The sequence below is a fragment of the Streptococcus sp. 9903 genome, from assembly GCF_013276625.1.
Taxonomy (GTDB): Bacteria; Bacillota; Bacilli; order Lactobacillales; family Streptococcaceae; genus Streptococcus.
The window spans coordinates 1-19,306 of the sequence record NZ_VMLI01000008.1; the positions used below are offsets into that span (position 1 = coordinate 1).

Sequence of the window (19,306 nt, forward strand, 5' to 3'; positions counted from 1 at the left end):
TTAGTTTGGGAATTTACCTGCTTTTTAATTTTCATTGAGTATTAGTTGCTAGAGCAAGACACTCGTAAAGCCTAGGTCACAGGTGAAGATAGGACTGAGGATTTGAAAAAATAGATATGTAGGAATAACCGTTAAGCCTCGTTCTTAGCGGTTATTTATATTGTTTAATAGCGCTGATATTTCATCAATGATGTTTGACTTTGTGATGCTGCTAGTGCTTTAAGTTGATTGCTACTATTTTTGATGGTGTGAATGTTCTGATAATATACCCCAGATAACTACGAAAGTTTTGGACTCTATATTTTTAATGCGTGTTAAAAAATAAATTAACGCATGTTAATTTTTCTTGACTTAAATTTTTTAAATGATATACTATTTTTATGGAGAGCTAACAATTATATATAAATGTACTACTCTATTTCCTAGATAATACTTAGTAAAACTTTTTATAACAAAGGCTAGCAAAGTTAAAGTTTTCTATCTATTGGAAGTTAAATAAATATGTAAGGAATTAAAATGAAAAAAAGTACAGTATTGTCATTAACCACAGCTGCAGTTATTTTAGCAGCCTATGCCCCTAATGAGGTAGTCTTAGCAGACACATCTAACTCTGAAGATGCTTTAAATATATCTGATAAAGAAGAAGTAGTAGTAGATAAGGAAACAGAAAATAAAGAGAAACATGAAGATATTCATAATGCTATAGAAACTTCAAAGGATACTGAAGAAAAGAAAACAACAATTATTGAGGAAAAAGAAGTTGTTAGTAAAGAATCTGTGATAGATAACAAAACTAGCAATGAAGAAGAAAAAATCAAAGAAGATTCCAATCAATCCAAAGAAGATAAAGCGGACTCGTCTGCAAGTAAAGACCCAGAAAGTCCCAAAAAAGAGGATAAACTTGTCTATATTGCTGAATTTAAAGATAAAGAATCTGGAGAAAAAGCAATCAAGGAATTATCCAATCTTAAGGATACAAACGTTTTATATACCTATAATACGATTTTTAATGGTGTTTCAATAGAAACAACTCCAGATAATCTGGATAAAATTAAACTAATAGAAGGTATTTCATCGGTTGAACGGTCACAAAAACTCCAACCCATGATGAATCATGCCCGAAAGGAAATTGGAGTTGAGGAGGCTATCGATTACCTAAAGGCCATTAATGCTCAATTTGGGAAAAACTTTGATGGTAGAGGTATGGTCATTTCAAATATCGATACCGGGACAGATTATAGGCATAAGGCCATGAGGATTGATGATGATGCCAAAGACTCAATGAGATTTAAAAAAGAAGACTTAAAAGGTACTGATAAAAATTTCTGGTTGAGTGATAAGATTCCTCATGCTTTCAATTATTATAATGGTGGTAAAATAACTGTAGAAAAAGCTGATGATGGAAGTGATTATTTTGATCCACATGGAATGCATATTGCAGGGATTCTTGCGGGAAATGATACTGAAAAAGACATCAAGAACTTTAATGGAATAGATGGAATTGCTCCTAATGCACAGATCTTCTCTTATAAAATGTACTCTGACGCAGGATCTGGGTTCGCAGGGGATGAAACAATGTTTCATGCTATTGAAGATTCCATCAAACACAACGTTGATGTTGTTTCTGTATCATCTGGTTTTACAGGAACAGGTCTTGTAGGTGAGAAATATTGGCAAGCTATTAGAGCATTAAGAAAAGCAGGCATTCCAATGGTTGTCGCTACGGGTAACTATGCGACTTCTGCTTCAAGTTCTTCTTGGGATTTAGTGGCAAATAATCATCTGAAAATGACCGACACTGGAAATGTAACGCGAACAGCAGCACATGAAGATGCGATAGCGGTTGCATCTGCTAAAAATCAAACAGTTGAATTTGATAAAGTTAAGATTGGAGGAAAAAGTTTTAAATACAGAAATATAGGAGCCTTTTTCGATAAGAATAAAATCACAACAAATGAAGATGGTTCAAAAGCTCCTGATAAATTGAAATTTGTATATATAGGCAAGGGCCAAGACCAAGAGTTGATAGGTTTGAATCTTAAGGGCAAAATTGCAGTAATGGATAGAATTTATACAAAGGATTTAAAAGATGCTTTTAAAAGAGCAACGAATAAGGGTGCACGCGCCATTATGGTTGTAAATACTGTCAATTACTACAATAGAGATAATTGGACAGAGCTTCCAGCTATGGGATATGAAGCGGATGAAGCTACTAAAAGTCAAGTGTTTTCAATTTCAGGAGATGATGGTGTAAAGCTATGGAACATGATTAATCCTGATAAAAAAACTGAAGTCAAAAGAAATAATAAAGAAGATTTTAAAGATAAGTTGGAGCAATACTATCCAATTGATATGGAAAGTTTTAATTCCAACAAACCGAATGTAGGTGACGAAAAAGAGATTGACTTTAAGTTTGCACCTGACACAGACAAAGAACTCTATAAAGAAGATATCATCGTTCCAGCAGGATCCACATCTTGGGGGCCAAGAGTAGATTTACTTTTAAAACCCGATGTTTCAGCACCTGGTAAAAACATTAAATCTACTCTCAATGTCATTAATGGGAAATCAACTTATGGCTATATGTCAGGAACTAGTATGGCAACTCCAATCGTAGCAGCTTCTACTGTTTTGATTAGACCGAAGTTAAAGGAAATGCTTGAAAGACCTGTATTGAAAAATCTTGAGGGAGATGACAAAATAGACCTTACAAGTCTTACAAAAATTGCTTTACAAAATACTGCGCGACCTATGATGGACGCAACGTCTTGGAAAGAAAAAAGCCAATACTTTGCATCACCTAGACAACAGGGAGCGGGGCTAATTAATGTTGCCAATGCTTTGAGAAATGAAGTTGTAGCGACTTTCAAAAACAAGGATTCTAAAGGTTTGGTAAACTCTTATGGTTCTATTTCTCTTAAAGAAATAAAAGGAGAAGAAAAATATTTTACAGTTAAGCTTCACAATACATCAGACAGACCTTTAACCTTTAAAGTTTCAGCATCAGCGATAACTACAGATTCTCTAACTGACAGATTAAAACTGGATGAAACATATAAAGATGAAAAATCTCCAGATGGGAAGCAAATTGTTCCAGAAATCCATCCAGAAAAAATCAAAGGAGCAAATATCACATTTGAGCATGATACTTTCACTATAGGCGCAAATTCTAGCTTTGATTTGAATGCGGTTATAAATGTTGGAGAGGCTAAAGACAAAAATAAATTTGTAGAATCATTTATTCATTTTGAGTCAGTGGAAGAAATGGAAGCTCTAAACTCTAACGGGAAGAAAATAAACTTCCAACCTTCTTTGTCGATGCCTCTAATGGGATTTGCTGGGAATTGGAACCACGAACCAATCCTTGATAAATGGGCTTGGGAAGAAGGATCAAAATCAAAAACAATGGAAGGTTATGATGATGATGGTAAACCGAAAATTCCTGGAACCTTGAACAAGGGTATTGGTGGAGAACATGGTATAGATAAATTTAATCCAGCAGCTATTATTCAAAACAGAAAAGATAAAAATATTACATCACTAGACCAAGACCCAGACTTATTTGCCTTTAACAACCAAGGTATTCATGCAGAATCCACTAGTGGATCTAATGTTGCTAGGGTATATCCACTTGACTCAAAGGGAGAACCACAAAGTGTTTCACTAGAAAGAGGATTAACACCTTCTCCACTTGTATTAAGAAGTGCAGAAGAAGGATTGATTTCAATAGTAAATATAAATAAAGAGGGAGAAAATCAAAGAGACTTAAAAGTCATTTCGAGAGAACACTTTATTAGAGGAATTTTAAATTCTAAAAGCAATGATGCAAAGGGAATCAAATCATCTAAACTAAAAGTTTGGGGTGACTTGAAGTGGGATGGGCTCATCTATAATCCTAGAGGTAGAGAAGAAAATGCACCAGAAAGTAAGGATAATCAAGATCCTGCTACTAGGATAAGAGGTCAATTTGAACCGATTGCGGAAGGTCAATATTTCTATAAATTCAAATATAGATTAACCAAGGATTATCCATGGCAGGTTTCTTATATACCAGTAAAAATTGATAATACAGCTCCAAGAATTATTTCAATTGATTTTTCTAATCCAGATAAAATTAAATTGATTGCAAAAGATACCTACCACAAGGTAAAGGATGAGTACAAACACGAAACCTTGTTTGCTAGAGACCAAAAAGAACATCCTGAGAAATTTGAAGAAGTAGCCAACGAAGTATGGTATGCAGGTGCAGCTCTTGTCGATAAGTATGGAGATGTTGAGAAAAATCTTGATGTAACTTACGCCGGAGAGGGTGAAGGAAGAAATAGAAAACTTGACAAAGACGGAAATACCATCTACGAAATTAGCGGAGCAGGAAATTTAAGAGGAAAAATCATCGAAGTAATCGCCCTAGATGGCGCAAGCAACTTTACCAAAATCCATAGAATTAAATTTGCTGATAAGGCTGACAAAAATGGAATGATTTCTTATTACCTAGTAGATCCTGACAAAGATGCTTCTTCTTACAAAAAACTAGGGGAAATTTCTGAAGATAAACTTAAAAATGCCCAAAGTCCAGAAGCCTCAAATAACGTAGAAGAAAAGAAAGAGACTGTTGAAGAAAAACCTATAGAGGGACCTTCAACTCTAGAGTTAGACAAAGAAATCTCTACTGTAAGAAACTTTGAAAATAAAGACCTAAAGAAACTAATTAAAAAGAAATATAAGGAAGAAGAAGACTTTGTAAATGGCGGAAAAAGAAAAGTAGAGCTTGATTATCAATATGATACTAAGGGAAATATAACTGCCTATGTGGATGGAAGTGCTCTAGAATATGAGACTGAGAAACTTGATGATGTTAAATCAAAGCTTGGTGGTGTATTAAGCCCATCAAAGGATGGACATTTTGAAATTCTTGGAAAAGTAAGTAATGTATCCAAAAATGCTAAGGCTTACTATGGCAATGGCTTCAAATTAATAGAAATTAAGGCAAGTAAATACGACCCACAAACTAAAACTCTAACCTTTGACTTATTTGCAAATACAAATGATGTAGTCGATGGTCTATCCTTTACGGGTGATATGAATATCCTTGTAAAAGATAAGGGTAAAACAAAAGCTAAAACTAAAATTAGAATGCCTGAAAAAAATAGGGAAACTAAAACAGAATATCCCTATGCATCAAGTTATGGGAATGTAATAGAATTAGGAGAAGGTGATCTTTCAAAAAACAAACCAAACAATTTAACTGAAATGGAATCTGGTAAAATCTATTCTGATTCAGAAAAACAACAATATCTATTAAAGGATAATATCATTCTGAGAAAAGGCTATGCACTAAAAGTGACTACCTATAATCCTGGAAAAACGGATATGTTAGAAGGAAATGGAGTCTATAGCAATGAAGATATAGCAAAAATACAAAAGGCCAATCCTAATCTAAGAGTCCTTTCAGAAAAAATAATTTATGCTGATAGTAGAAATGTTAAAGATGGAAGAAGCACTCAATCAGTATTAATGTCGGCTTTGGATGGCTTTAACATTGTAAGATATCAAGTGTTTACCTTTAACATGAATGATAAAGGGGAGGCAATCGATAAAGATGGAAATCTTGTGACAGATTCCTCTAAACTTGTATTATTTGGTAAAGATAATAAAGAGTATCATGGGGAGGAATATTCTAATGTAGAAGCTATAAAAGAAGATGGCTCCATGTTATTTATTGATACCAAACCAGTAAACCTTTCAATGGATAAGAACTACTTTAATCCATCTAAATCTAATAAAATTTATGTACGAAATCCAGAATTTTATTTAAGAGGTAAGATTTCTGATAAGGGTGGTTTTAACTGGGAATTGAGAGTTAATGAATCGGTTGTAGATAATTATTTAATCTACGGAGATTTACACATTGATAACACTAGAGATTTTAACGTTAAGCTTAATGTTAAAGACGGTGACATCATGGACTGGGGGATGAAAGATTATAAAGCAAACGGATTTCCAGATAAGGTAACAGATATGGATGGAAATGTTTATCTTCAAACTGGCTATAGCAATTTGAATGCGAAAGCGGTTGGAGTACACTATCAATTTTTATATGATAATGTTAAACCAGAAGTAAACATTGATCCCAAGGGAAATACAAGTATCGAATATGCTGATGGAAAATCTGTAGTCTTTAACATCAATGATAAAAGAGATAATGGATTCAATGGTGAGATTCAAGACAAACATATTTATGTAAATGGAAAAGAATATAAATCATTTGATGATATTAAACAACTAACAGATAAGACACTAAATATTAAGATTCTTGTAAAAGATTTCGCAAGAAATACAACCGTAAAAGAATTCATTTTAAACAAAGATACGGGAGAGGTAAGAGAACTAAAACCTCATAGGGTAACTGTGACCATTCAAAATGGAAAAGAAATGAGTTCAACGATAGTGTCGGAAGAAGATTTCATTTTACCTGTCTATGAGGGTGAATTAGAAAAAGGCTATCAATTTGATGGTTGGGAAATTGCTGGTTTCGAAGGGAAAAAAGATGCTGGCTATGTTCTTAATTTATCAAAAGATACCTTTATAAAACCTGTATTCAAGAAAATAGAGGAGAAAAAGGAGGAAGAAAATAAACCTACTTTTGATGTATCCAAAAAGAAAAATAAGGTGCAAGTAAATCATAATCAATTAGATGAAAGTCACAGAAAAGAGGATTTACAAAGGGAAAATCATTCCCATAAATCTGATTCAACTGAAGGTGTCAAAGCTACAGTTCCTGTACAAGTAAATCATAATCAATTAGATGAAAGTCACAGAAAAGAGGATTTCCAAAGAGAAAATCATTCACACAAATCTGATTCAACTGAGGGTGTCACAGCTACAGTTCCTGTACAAGTAAATTATAGTCAATTAGATGAAAGTCAAAGATCTGATTTAACTAAGGATGTCAAAGCTACAGTTCCTGGTAGAAATGATAAAAACTTTGAAAATAAGACTGAAGTTTATCCTAATGAACCAGAGAACATAGCCAATAAAGACACCAATATCGATAGCAAATTAACTACTAACAATCTTAATAAGTCACCAAAAACCGGAACAGTTAGCGGAGTCTTTACATTATTCGTTGCTGGAATACTGTTTACCGTAGGCACATTTCTTGGATTAAAGAAAAAAGATTAAGATGAAGACAAAAGCTATAGATGAAAAAATGGTTTATGTACTGAGATAGTGTGATGATGAAACAGTTTTGTGAAAATAGCCATTTATAACTCAATTATTTAGTTTACTTTACTATTGATACTCTTTTTGGATTTATTAATAGACTTAGTTTCGACAACTAATGAATTGATTGAAAGGGTTAGTATTGACAATATTGGTCACATTGATTAGAAAATAGAGTCTATCAAAATTTAAAGGCTAATAGAGGTGATGAGATAATTTCAAGGAATTAAGTAGCGTTTGGTTGCTTAATTCCTTTTTATTTGGAAGGAAGTTTTTCACCTGCTTCCTTATTTTATCGCCATTATTTAACCACTTATACCGGTATAGAGACCAGATAGGCAAAAGACCTTGTTCTTGAAACTGACCTCTGTTATAATGATTTTTGTAAGGAACAGGAGGCGTCACTATCAGATAACTCAAGTTCCTAAAAAAGAAATCGGAGATAAAGAAATGAAAAAATTATTGGGGATTGTATTTTTAGTAGCAGCAGCGACAGTAGTGTATTTTGGTTCTGTTGGCTGGCCAAGTTTGGACATTAACCTTTGGTCATTGATTCCGGTAGGCTTGTTCCTATTTTTCACTCTAGAGAATCTTTTGAAAAAAGACTACAAGGCTAGTCTGATGTGTTTGATTATTGCCTTTATCATCGCAAATGCAATTTTGGACCTGTTGCCAATTTCAAGTGGCTTGGTGATTGGAGCAGGTGTGCTGGCCTGTGTAGGTATTGGTTACCTCCTTCCTGATAAAGAAGGAAAATAATACTCTTCGAAAATCTCTTCAAACCACGTCAGCTTCGCCTTGCCGTATATATGGTTACTGACTTCGTNNCAAAGCAGTGCTTTGAGCAGCCTGCGGCTAGCTTCCTAGTTTGCTCTTTGATTTTCATTGAGTATAAGAATTATTAAAAAAGATATAAAGAAAAAACACTTCAATCATTGTATTTTAGTTTGATTGAGGTGTTTTCGATTTAGTTTTTTATTTCTGAGCCATCAATTCAACAATCATCTCGATATACATGACAAGGGTTAATAAGAATCCTGCACGCCAGAAGAATTTGATGAATTTAGGATAGTAAAAGCTACGTTTTTTCAAAAGGAAGAAAAAAACGAGAATAATGGCTAGAAGTGAGAGGGCTAGTCCCAGTCTAGGGAGAAAATTATGGGTAAAGGTTTTAGCTGTAATCAAGTAATACTCAAATACCAAAACTGGAAAAGCCAAATCCGCAAAGTTTCGTCCTAGTTTTTTTAATCTAAAAAGTTTGGTTATGATAATGCAGACGACTAAGGTCAGTATCAATAATAAAATAGATGCTAATTTCATTAAAATCATACCCATATTGTATCATAAAAAATCGCTAATGGAAACGAGAAACAGAGGAATTTATAGGAAAGTCAGGCTTTTGAGATTGTGGGTGTTTTTTGTTATAATGAAGGTTATGAAATCTTATAATACCTTGAATGATTATTATCGAAAACTCTTTGGAGAAAAGACTTTTAAAGTCCCTATTGATGCGGGGTTTGACTGTCCCAATCGTGATGGAACTGTGGCTCATGGAGGCTGTACTTTTTGTACGGTTTCAGGTTCTGGAGATGCTATTGTAGCACCGGATGCGCCTATCCGTGAGCAATTTTATAAGGAAATTGACTTTATGCATCATAAGTGGCCGGATGTGCAGAAGTATCTGGTTTATTTTCAAAATTTTACCAACACCCATGAAAAGGTGGAAGTCATCCGAGAGCGCTATGAGCAGGCTATCAATGAGCCAGGTGTAGTAGGAATCAATATCGGAACACGGCCAGACTGTTTACCCGATGAAACCATCGAATATTTGGCTGAGTTATCGGAGCGCATGCATGTGACGGTAGAATTGGGCTTGCAGACCACTTATGAAACAACCTCTGACCTGATTAACCGTGCCCACTCCTATGAGTTGTACGTGGAAACGGTCAAGCGTTTGAGAAAGTATCCTAAGATTGAGATTGTTTCTCATTTGATCAATGGATTGCCTGGTGAAACCCATGAGATGATGATTGAAAATGTCCGCCGTTGTGTCACCGATAACGATATTCAAGGGATTAAACTTCATTTGCTCCATCTTATGACAAATACTCGTATGCAACGAGATTACCACGAAGGACGCTTACAGTTGATGAGTCAGGACGAATATGTCAAGGTCATCTGCGACCAATTGGAAATCATTCCCAAACATATTGTCATCCATCGAATCACAGGAGATGCACCTAGAGATATGCTGATTGGCCCTATGTGGAGCCTCAATAAATGGGAAGTCCTCAACAGCATTGAGATGGAGATGCGACGTCGTGGAAGCGTTCAAGGATGCAAGGCTGTAAAACAGGAGTTTGAAAATGAAAAGACCACTTGAGATGGCACATGATTTTTTGTCTGAGGTAGTGACAAAAGAGGATATCGTAGTGGATGCGACCATGGGAAATGGTCATGACACGCTTTTTCTAGCCAAGCTAGCTAAGCAAGTCTATGCTTTTGATATTCAGGAGCAAGCCTTGGAAAAGACCCTAGAGCGTTTGGAGCAGGCTGGTTACACAAATGCCCAGTTAATCTTGCAAGGTCATGAGACATTGGATCAGTTTGTGACAGAAGCCAAGGCAGGGATTTTTAATCTGGGCTATTTGCCGTCAGCTGATAAGTCTGTCATTACCCAACCTCAGACAACGATTGAAGCATTAGAAAAGCTGTGTAGCTTACTTGTCAAAGGGGGACGGATTGCTATTATGATCTACTATGGTCATGAAGGAGGCGACCTCGAGAAAGATGCTGTCTTGGATTTTGTTAGCCAGTTGAACCAACAAGAGTATACAGCTACTATTTACCGAACTTTAAACCAAGTCAACAATCCACCATTTTTAGTAATGATTGAAAAATTAGAGAGATATAGACATGGATAAACAATACCTACGTGAAAAGCTGGATGCCATGCGCCAGAATTTTGTTGAATCAACCCACCACGAACGAGCGGTGGGTGTGTTAGACCAAGCGCATATGAGCAAAAAAATGCTTAAAATCAAGAAAAAATTAGTTGCTCTTGAAATGGAACGGTGCCAGAGAAAAATTGAGCACAAAGACTGTTCCAAGATTGACCAAAAAATCAAAGAGCAGAAGGAGATTTTTGAATCTTGTTGTAAAAAAGATTAAGGAGGACGTGCGTGGAATTACTGATTTACCTCATCCTATTTTTACTGGTCTTGATTGTCTCAAGTACAACCAATAAGCTCCTGCCCTTTTTGCCTCTCCCTTTGGTGCAAATTCTTTTGGGAATTGTGATTGGTCTCTTTTTACCCAATACCGACTTTCACCTCAATACAGAGTTGTTTTTGGCACTGGTTATTGGGCCCTTGCTTTTCCGAGAGTCGGAAGAAGCGGATATTACGGCTATTTTAAAACACTGGCGAATCATTATCTATCTCATATTTCCAGTGATTTTTATCTCGACCCTGAGTTTGGGTGGCTTGGCCCATCTTCTTTGGTTCAGTCTTCCCTTGGCGGCTTGCTTGGCTGTTGGGGCGGCACTTGGCCCTACGGATTTGGTGGCCTTTGCCTCTCTTTCGGAGCGCTTTAGCTTTCCAAAGCGCGTGTCTAATATCCTTAAGGGTGAAGGACTCTTGAATGATGCATCTGGTTTGGTGGCCTTTCAGGTAGCTTTGACAGCTTGGACAACAGGAGCCTTTTCCCTTGGGCAAGCTAGTAGTTCGCTCATCTTTTCAATCCTAGGTGGTTTTTTGATTGGCTTTTTAACAGCCATGACCAACCGTTTCCTCCATAGTTTCTTGCTAAGTGTGAGAGCAACGGATATTGCTAGTGAGCTCCTTCTGGAATTGAGTTTGCCCCTGGTAACCTTCTTCCTGGCAGAAGAAGTACACGTTTCTGGGATTATTGCCGTTGTAGTTGCTGGGATTTTAAAGGCAAGTCGCTTCAAGAAAATCACGCTCCTCGAAGCCCAAGTGGATACGGTGACCGAGACGGTCTGGCACACAGTGAACTTTATGCTCAACGGTTCTGTCTTTGTGATTTTAGGGATGGAGTTGGAAATGATAGCAGAGCCTATCTTGACCAATCCAATCTATAATCCTCTACTCTTGCTGCTATCTCTTATAGCCCTTACCTTTGTCCTCTTTGCCATTCGTTTTGTCATGATCTATGGCTATTATGCCTATAGGACTAGACGTCTCAAGAAAAAGCTAAATAAGTATATGAAGGATATGCTTCTCTTGACTTTTTCAGGTGTTAAGGGAACGGTGTCAATTGCTACGATTCTTCTGATACCGAGTGATTTAGAGCAGGAATATCCCCTCTTACTTTTCCTTGTCGCAGGGGTGACGCTTGTCAGCTTTTTAACAGGTCTCTTGGTCTTGCCTCATCTTTCTGATGAAGAGGAAGAAAGCAAGGACTATCTCATGCATATCGCTATTTTGAATGAAGTAACGATAGAGTTGGAAAAAGAGTTGGAAGGCACTAGAAATAAACTTCCCCTCTATGCAGCCATTGACAATTACCATGGACGTATTGAAAATCTCATCCTGAGTCAAGAAAATAAGGGGGCTCAAGAAGACTGGGCTGCTTTGAAACTCTTGATTCTTAGTATTGAAAGTGATGGATTGGAACAGGCCTATGAAGAGGGGAACATTAGCAATCGTGCTTACCGAGTTTACCAACGTTATCTGAAAAACATAGAACGAGGAATCAATCGTAAGTTTGCGTCAAGACTGACCTATTATTTTCTTGTTTCCTTGAGGATTTTACGTTTTCTCCTGCATGAAGTTTTTACTCTCGGAAAGACCTTCCGTAGCTGGAAGGACAAGGAGCAAAGCCGTCTCCGTGCTCTTGATTATGACCAAATAGCAGAGCTCTATCTTGCTAATACAGAGATGATTATTGAAAGTTTGGAAAACCTGAAGGGAGTCTATAGACGCTCTTTGATTAGTTTTATGCAGGAGTCTCGTCTTCGTGAAACAGCTATTATCAGCAGTGGTGCCTTTGTCGAACGGGTTATCAATCGCGTCAAGCCCAACAATATCGATGAAATGCTGAGAGGATATTATCTGGAGCGCAAGTTGATTTTCGAATACGAAGAAAAACGATTGATTACGACCAAGTATGCCAAGAAGTTACGACAAAATGTCAATAACTTAGAGAACTATTCTCTGAAGGAAGCTGCCAATACCCTGCCTTATGATATGGTGGAATTAGTAAGAAGAAATTAGTTAATACTCTTCGAAAGTCTCTTCAAACCACGTCAGCGTCGCCTTACCGTAGGTATGACTTCGTCAGTTTCATCTACAACCTCAAAGCAGGGCTTTGAGCAACCTGCGACTAGCTTCCTAGTTTGCTCTTTGATTTTCATTGAGTATAAGATTATAAGTGAAGGAGTGTGACATGAAAAAATGCTGGAAAGAGCTGACAGACAAGCCTTTAGTAAAAGCTTTTTTGCATTATTATCAAGCATCAGATAGTGAGTTGACCAGTGTCGCGGTAGCCTACTATTGGTTGATTTCGATTTTTCCCCTGCTTTTGGTGGTGGTCAATATCCTGCCTTATTTTCAGATTCCTGTGGGAGAATTTCTGGGCTTTATGAAAGACGTCCTGCCCCCAAGCCTCTATGAAGGTGTGGAAAAAATAGCCAGAGAAGTCTTGACGCAACCTTCAACAGGTTTATTGAGTTTTTCTGTCTTATCGGCTCTATGGAGTTTTTCAAAATCTATGAATTTCTTGCAAAAAGCTTTTAACAAGGCTTATGGCGTCGAAAAGAGTCGTGGACTTATTTCCCATCAGATGGTGAGTCTCCTAGTCAGTTTTGGATTGCAGCTCCTCTTTGCGTTTGCCTTGTTTTTGAGCTTATTTGGGCAGATGATTTTGGATTTACTTGCTCATTATTGGACAAAAGATGGCATTATCTATCAGGCTTTACAAGGGTTGGCAGGTCCTCTGACTTACGCCCTCCTCTTTGCTATCTTGGTTATGCTTTATTATTTTCTTCCCAATCTATCTAACAGGAAAATTAGCTATACCCTACCAGGAAGTGCCTTTGTTCTCTTAGTGATTCTAGGTTTACTAACTCTGTTCTCTAGTTATCTCAATTACTATGTCCATCATTTAGTGGACGTCCGAATTTTAGGTTCCGTTCTTCTTGTTGTTATGATGTTTTGGTTTATCTTGATTGCTAAAATTGTTATCCTAGGCGCGGTGATCAATGCCAGTATACAGAGTTTGAAAGATCCGAGCTTTAGAAAAGACTAACTATTTATCTATTACAAAAACGCACAGTATCGAGGCTTTATAGAACCTTGATACTATGCGCTTTTGTGCTTTGGCAGTTTTTGTATAGTTTTTGTCTAAGATTTCTAAATTATCTGATTAAATTCCTATTTTTCCCTATCATTGTCCCTGTTTTTTCGAAAATGGAAGGAGTATAATAAATCTATCAATAAAATGATAGGAGGAACTTTATGGGTCATATTTTCTTTTTTCTAAGTGTTTTTCTTGCTGGAATTCTTTCCTTCTTTTCTCCTTGTATCTTACCCTTGTTACCGGTCTATGCAGGGGTCTTGTTGGATGATAAGGATGGTGCTCAGACTTCTAGTGGCAAATTTTCAATCTCAGTTACTAGTTTATTGCGAACTCTGGCCTTTATAGCGGGGATTTCCTTTATTTTTATCTTACTAGGTTATGGAGCTGGTTTTTTAGGCGATTTGCTTTATGCTTCTTGGTTCCAATATGTGACGGGTGCGGTTATCATTCTCTTAGGCTTGCACCAGATGGAGATTCTACACTTTAAGGGGCTTTATAAGGAAAAGAGGTTACAACTGCAAGGACAGGGGCAACATGGTAACGGCTATAGTCAGGCATTTTTACTGGGGTTGACTTTTAGTTTTGCTTGGACGCCTTGTGTGGGTCCGGTTCTGGGATCTGTTTTGGCCTTGGCGGCTTCAGGTGGTTCAGGTGCTTGGCAGGGAGCTGGTCTCATGTTGGTGTATACGCTGGGCTTGGCGCTACCATTCTTACTTCTAGCTCTGGCCTCTAGTTATGTTTTGAAACATTTTCGAAAACTCCATCCTTACCTCGGAACCCTCAAAAAAGTGGGTGGTTTCCTCATTATCCTGATGGGAATCTTGGTTCTGTTTGGAAATGCTTCAATTTTAAGTCAACTATTTGAATAAAATGGAAAGGAATATCAGTATGAAAAAATGGCAAACATGTGTTCTTGGAGCAGGTTCGCTCCTTTGTTTGACGGCTTGTTCAGGCAAGTCCATGACCAGTGAACACCAAATGAAAGATGAGATGAAGATGGAGCAGACAGCTAGTAAAACAAGCGCAGCTAAAGGGAAAGAAGTGGCTGATTTTGAGCTAACTGGAGTAGATGGCAAGACCTACCGTTTATCTGATTACAAGGGCAAGAAAGTCTATCTCAAATTCTGGGCTTCTTGGTGCTCCATCTGTCTGGCTAGTCTTCCAGATACGGATGAAATTGCTAAAGAAGCTGGCGACGACTATGTGGTCTTGACAGTAGTGTCACCAGGACATAAGGGAGAGCAATCTGAAGAAGACTTTAAGAACTGGTATAAGGGATTGGATTATAAAAATTTCCCAGTCCTAGTTGACCCATCAGGTAAACTTTTGGAAACTTATGGCGTTCGCTCTTACCCAACTCAAGCCTTTATAGATGGTGAAGGAAAATTGGTCAAAACGCAACCAGGTTTTATGGAAAAAGATGCGATTTTGCAAACTTTGAAGGAATTAGCCTAGGAGGTGTCCTATGAATGATAAGCTAAAAATCATCTTGTTGCTAGGAGTATTTTTCCTAGCTATAACCGGTTTCTATTTTCTATTGATGCGAAATGCAGGGCAGACAGATGCCTCGCAAATTGAGAAAGCGGCAGTCAGCCAAGGAGGAAAAACAGTGAAAAAAACAGAAATTAGTAAAGACGCAGATTTGCACGAAATTTATCTAGCTGGAGGTTGTTTCTGGGGAGTGGAGGAATACTTCTCCCGCGTTCCAGGAGTGACAGATGCCGTATCAGGCTATGCAAACGGTAGAGGGGAAACAACCAAGTACGAATTGATCAACCAAACAGGACATGCAGAAACAGTCCATGTTACCTATGATGCCAAGCAAATTTCCCTCAAGGAAATTCTGCTTCATTATTTCCGCATTATCAATCCAACCAGCAAAAATAAACAAGGAAATGACGTGGGGACCCAGTACCGTACCGGTGTTTATTACACAGATGACAAGGATTTGGAGGTAATCAACCAAGTCTTTGATGAGGTGGCTAAGAAATACGATCAACCTCTAGCAGTTGAAAAGGAGGCTTTGAAGAATTTCGTGGTGGCCGAGGATTACCACCAAGACTATCTCAAGAAAAATCCAAATGGCTACTGCCATATCAATGTTAATCAGGCGGCCTATCCCGTCATTGATGCCAGCAAATATCCCAAACCAAGTGATGAAGAATTGAAAAAGACCTTGTCACCTGAGGAGTATGCAGTTACCCAGAAAAATCAAACAGAGCGGGCTTTTTCAAACCGCTACTGGGATAAATTTGAATCCGGTATCTATGTGGATGTGGCAACTGGCGAACCCCTCTTTTCATCAAAGGACAAGTTCGAGTCTGGTTGTGGATGGCCTAGTTTCACCCAGCCCATCAGTCCAGATGTTGCTACCTATAAGGAAGATAAGTCTTACAATATGACGCGCATGGAAGTGCGGAGCCGAGTTGGAGATTCTCACCTTGGCCATGTCTTTACGGATGGACGACAGGACAAGGGGGGCTTGCGCTACTGTATCAATAGTCTCTCTATCCGCTTTATTCCTAAAGATCAAATGGAAGAAAAAGGCTACGCTTATTTATTAGATTATGTTGATTAAGAAGTCTTTCCTAAGCAGTTAGAGGAGAATTTTGCTATACTGATACTAGTAAGTGACAAAGGAGAGAAGCATGACCTACACAATCTTAATCGTAGAAGATGAGTATCTGGTAAGACAAGGCTTGACCAAGCTGGTCGATGTAGCAGCCTACGATATGGAAATCATCGGTCAGGCTGAAAATGGAAGACAGGCTTGGGAATTGATTCAAAAGCAGGTGCCGGATATCATTTTGACCGATATCAACATGCCTCAACTAAATGGCATTCAGTTGGCCAGTCTGGTCCGAGAAACCTATCCTCAGGTTCACCTAGTTTTTTTGACAGGTTACGATGATTTTGATTATGCCTTGTCTGCTGTCAAACTAGGTGTAGATGACTACTTGCTCAAGCCCTTTTCTCGTCAGGATATTGAGGAAATGTTGGGGAAAATCAAGCAAAAGTTGGATAAGGAAGAGAAAGAAGAGCAGTTACAAGATTTATTGACTGATAAGTTTGAAGGAAACTTGGCCCAGAAAATTCAGTCTCATCTAGATGACAGCCAGTTTAGTTTAAAGGCTTTGGCCAGTGACTTGGGCTTTAGCCCGACTTATCTGAGCTCTTTGATTAAGAAAGAGTTGGGTCTACCTTTTCAGGATTACCTGGTGCGAGAACGTGTCAAACAAGCTAAGCTCTTGCTCTTAACAACGGATTTAAAGATTTATGAGATAGCTGAAAAAGTTGGTTTTGAAGATATGAATTACTTTACCCAACGTTTTAAACAGATTGCGGGTGTGACACCTCGTCAGTTTAAGAAGGGAGAAGGTCGATGAAGCGTTCTTCTCTCCTAGTTAGAATGGTTATTTCCATCTTTTTGGTCTTTCTCATTCTCCTAGTTCTGGTTGGTACGTTCTACTATCAATCTAGTTCTTCAGCCATTGAGGCTACCATTGAAGGTAATAGCCAAACGACTATCAGTCAGACTAGCCACTTTATCCAGTCTTATATCAAAAAATTAGAAACCACCTCGACCAGTTTGACCCAGCAGGCGGATGTCCTAGCCTATGCTGAGAATCCCAGTCAAGACAAGGTCAAGGGAATTCGAAATCTGTTTTTGACCATCTTAAAGGCAGATCAGGACTTGAAAACTGTTGTGCTGGTAACCAAATCCGGTCAGGTCATTTCTACAGATGACAGTGTGCAGATGAAAACTTCCTCTGATATGATGGCTGAGGATTGGTACCAAAAGGCCATTCATCAGGGAGCTAAGCCTGTTTTGACACCAGCTCGTAAGTCGGATAGTCAGTGGGTTATTTCTATCACTCAGGAACTTGTTGATGCAAAGGGAGCCAATCTGGGTGTACTTCGTTTGGATATTTCTTATGAAACTCTGGAAGCCTATCTCAAGCAGCTCCAGTTGGGTCAGCAGGGTTTTGCCTTTATCATCAATGAAAACCATGAATTTGTTTATCATCCTCAACACACAGTTTATAGTTCGTCTAGCGAAATGGAGGCTATGAAACCCTACATCGAGACGGGTCAGGGCTATACTCCTGGCCACAAATCCTACGTCAGTCAGGAAAAGATTGCAGGAACTGATTGGACGGTGCTTGGTGTGTCCTCGTTGGAGAAGTTAGACAAGGTTAGGAGTCAACTCATGTGGACCTTGCTTGGAGCCAGTTTCACATCTCTTCTTGCCTGTCTCTGCTTGGTGTGGCTTAGTCTCAAACGCTGGATTGCTCCTCTGAATGACTTGAGAGAAACCATGCTGGAGATTGCTTCTGGTAATCAGAATCTGCGTGCCAAGGAAACTGGTGCCCATGAACTGAGAGAAGTGTCTCGCCAGTTCAATGCTATGTTGGATCAGGTTGATCAGCTGATGGCAGATGTTCGTAGCCAAGAAGAAACAACCCGTCAGTACCAACTTCAAGCCCTGTCCAGCCAGATTAATCCGCATTTTCTCTACAACACCTTGGACACCATCATCTGGATGGCTGAATTTCAGGATAGTCAGAGAGTGGTTCAGGTGACTAAGTCTTTGGCAACCTATTTCCGCTTGGCACTCAATCAGGGTAAAGATTTGATTTGCCTGTCTGATGAAATCAATCATGTCCGCCAATATCTCTTTATCCAGAAACAACGTTACGGAGATAAGCTGGAATATGAGATTGCTGAAAATCCTGCCTTTGATAATCTAGTCTTGCCTAAACTGGTGTTACAACCTTTGGTGGAAAATGCTCTGTACCATGGCATCAAGGAGAAGGAAGGTCAGGGACATATTAGAGTTTCTGTCCAGAAACAGGATTCGGGCTTGGTCATCCGCATTGAGGATGATGGCGTTGGCTTCCAAGATGCTGGTGATAGTAGTCAAAGTCAACTCAAACGTGGGGGAGTTGGTCTGCAAAATGTTGATCAGCGACTCAAACTTCATTTTGGAGACAATTACCAGATGAAGATTGATTCTAGGCCCCAAAAAGGGACGAAAGTGGAAATATACATAAATAGAATAGAAACTAGCTAACTCCCAGTCAATTCTGGGAGTTTTATGCGTAATTGGGCAAGCTTTCTAGGTTGTCTATCTTGCTAAAAATAAGAAAAAACGGTATGATAGAAGAGTGACAAAAGAGGTGACAGAGATGAACGAGACACAGATTCAAAGAGAAACACGTCAGATAGTAGAAGATGTTTTAGAAAAGGCCAATTTGAAGCAGGGGGCCCTTTTTGTTTTAGGTCTATCTTCTAGTGAGGTGATAGGTGGTCAGATTGGGAAAGAATCCAGTCAAGAGATTGGTGAGCTGATAGTGGAGACTATCTTGGGTATTCTAGGTAGTAGAGGTATCCATTTAGCCGTTCAAGGTTGTGAACATGTTAATCGAGCTCTCGTCGTTGAACGTCAGGTGGCAGAGCAGTTTGGTCTGGAAATCGTCAGTGTCCTTCCGACTCTCCATGCAGGAGGTTCGGGTCAGTTGGCAGCCTTTAAGTTTATGCAAGATCCAGTTGAGGTTGAATTTATCAAGGCTCATGCTGGATTGGATATCGGAGACACTGCAATTGGCATGCATGTCAAGCATGTTCAGGTTCCGATTCGCCCTCTTTTGAGAGAGATTGGTCATGCACATGTAACGGCGCTGGCTAGTCGTCCAAAATTAATCGGAGGTGCGCGTGCGCACTATCCGCAAGATTCTATTAGAAAGTCGTGAGAATGAAT

General features: G+C 38.5%; 14 protein-coding genes. 13 read left to right on the forward strand and 1 reads right to left on the reverse strand.

What is annotated here, in order from left to right; genetic code table 11:
* Nucleotides 1-516 precede the first annotated feature (516 nt).
* Together HT696_RS03935 and HT696_RS03940 are read left to right on the forward strand one after the other, a co-directional pair.
* Nucleotides 517-7,182, forward strand: coding sequence for a S8 family serine peptidase (locus HT696_RS03935; protein WP_173283041.1), 6,666 nt, complete (start codon nt 517-519; stop codon nt 7,180-7,182).
* A 492-nt stretch (nt 7,183-7,674) separates the two neighbouring features.
* Nucleotides 7,675-7,983 carry a hypothetical protein gene (locus HT696_RS03940; RefSeq protein ID WP_173283043.1) on the forward strand — a complete coding sequence of 103 codons (309 nt, stop codon included), beginning with the start codon at nt 7,675-7,677 and terminating at the stop codon, nt 7,981-7,983.
* Nucleotides 7,984-8,199: 216 nt separating this feature from the next.
* Here HT696_RS03940 and HT696_RS03945 read toward each other — a convergent pair whose 3' ends face one another.
* A complete protein-coding gene (locus HT696_RS03945) occupies nt 8,200-8,559 on the reverse strand; it encodes a DUF3397 family protein (protein ID WP_004242853.1) in 360 nt (119 codons plus the stop codon).
* Nucleotides 8,560-8,650: 91 nt separating this feature from the next.
* On the opposite strand from HT696_RS03945, the gene HT696_RS03950 reads away from it, so the two are divergent.
* The 11 genes from HT696_RS03950 (at nt 8,651) to HT696_RS04000 (ending at nt 19,298) form a co-directional block, all read left to right on the forward strand.
* The gene (locus HT696_RS03950; protein WP_173283354.1) at nt 8,651-9,607 is read left to right on the forward strand and encodes a TIGR01212 family radical SAM protein; all 957 of its coding nucleotides are present in this window, start codon (nt 8,651-8,653) and stop codon (nt 9,605-9,607) included.
* Nucleotides 9,591-10,148, forward strand: coding sequence for a class I SAM-dependent methyltransferase (locus HT696_RS03955; RefSeq protein ID WP_173283355.1), 558 nt, complete (start codon nt 9,591-9,593; stop codon nt 10,146-10,148). The genes HT696_RS03950 and HT696_RS03955 overlap by 17 nt, the downstream gene beginning before the upstream one ends.
* Nucleotides 10,141-10,395: a hypothetical protein gene (locus HT696_RS03960; RefSeq protein ID WP_000361085.1), complete on the forward strand. Its 255-nt coding sequence runs from the start codon at nt 10,141-10,143 to the stop codon at nt 10,393-10,395. The genes HT696_RS03955 and HT696_RS03960 overlap by 8 nt, the downstream gene beginning before the upstream one ends.
* Before the next feature lie 11 nt (nt 10,396-10,406).
* A complete protein-coding gene (locus HT696_RS03965) occupies nt 10,407-12,461 on the forward strand; it encodes a cation:proton antiporter (RefSeq protein ID WP_173283356.1) in 2,055 nt (684 codons plus the stop codon).
* A 172-nt stretch (nt 12,462-12,633) separates the two neighbouring features.
* On the forward strand, nt 12,634-13,494 hold the full coding sequence (locus HT696_RS03970) for a YihY/virulence factor BrkB family protein (protein WP_173283357.1): 861 nt from the start codon (nt 12,634-12,636) through the stop codon (nt 13,492-13,494).
* A 209-nt stretch (nt 13,495-13,703) separates the two neighbouring features.
* A complete protein-coding gene (gene ccdA2, locus HT696_RS03975) occupies nt 13,704-14,414 on the forward strand; it encodes a thiol-disulfide oxidoreductase-associated membrane protein CcdA2 (protein ID WP_173283358.1) in 711 nt (236 codons plus the stop codon).
* Nucleotides 14,415-14,433: 19 nt separating this feature from the next.
* Complete coding sequence (locus HT696_RS03980) at nt 14,434-15,000, forward strand: TlpA disulfide reductase family protein (protein ID WP_050390111.1); 567 nt, start codon at nt 14,434-14,436, stop codon at nt 14,998-15,000.
* 10 nt (nt 15,001-15,010) lie between these two features.
* A complete protein-coding gene (gene msrB / locus HT696_RS03985) occupies nt 15,011-16,123 on the forward strand; it encodes a peptide-methionine (R)-S-oxide reductase MsrB (RefSeq protein WP_173283359.1) in 1,113 nt (370 codons plus the stop codon).
* 70 nt (nt 16,124-16,193) lie between these two features.
* Nucleotides 16,194-16,931: a response regulator transcription factor gene (locus tag HT696_RS03990; RefSeq protein ID WP_173213831.1), complete on the forward strand. Its 738-nt coding sequence runs from the start codon at nt 16,194-16,196 to the stop codon at nt 16,929-16,931.
* Entirely contained in the window at nt 16,928-18,619 is a 1,692-nt protein-coding gene (locus HT696_RS03995; protein ID WP_173213828.1) for a sensor histidine kinase, read from the forward strand. Before HT696_RS03990 ends, HT696_RS03995 begins: the two co-directional genes overlap by 4 nt.
* A 115-nt stretch (nt 18,620-18,734) precedes the next feature.
* A complete protein-coding gene (locus HT696_RS04000) occupies nt 18,735-19,298 on the forward strand; it encodes a TIGR01440 family protein (protein ID WP_050390108.1) in 564 nt (187 codons plus the stop codon).
* Nucleotides 19,299-19,306: the final 8 nt, after the last annotated feature.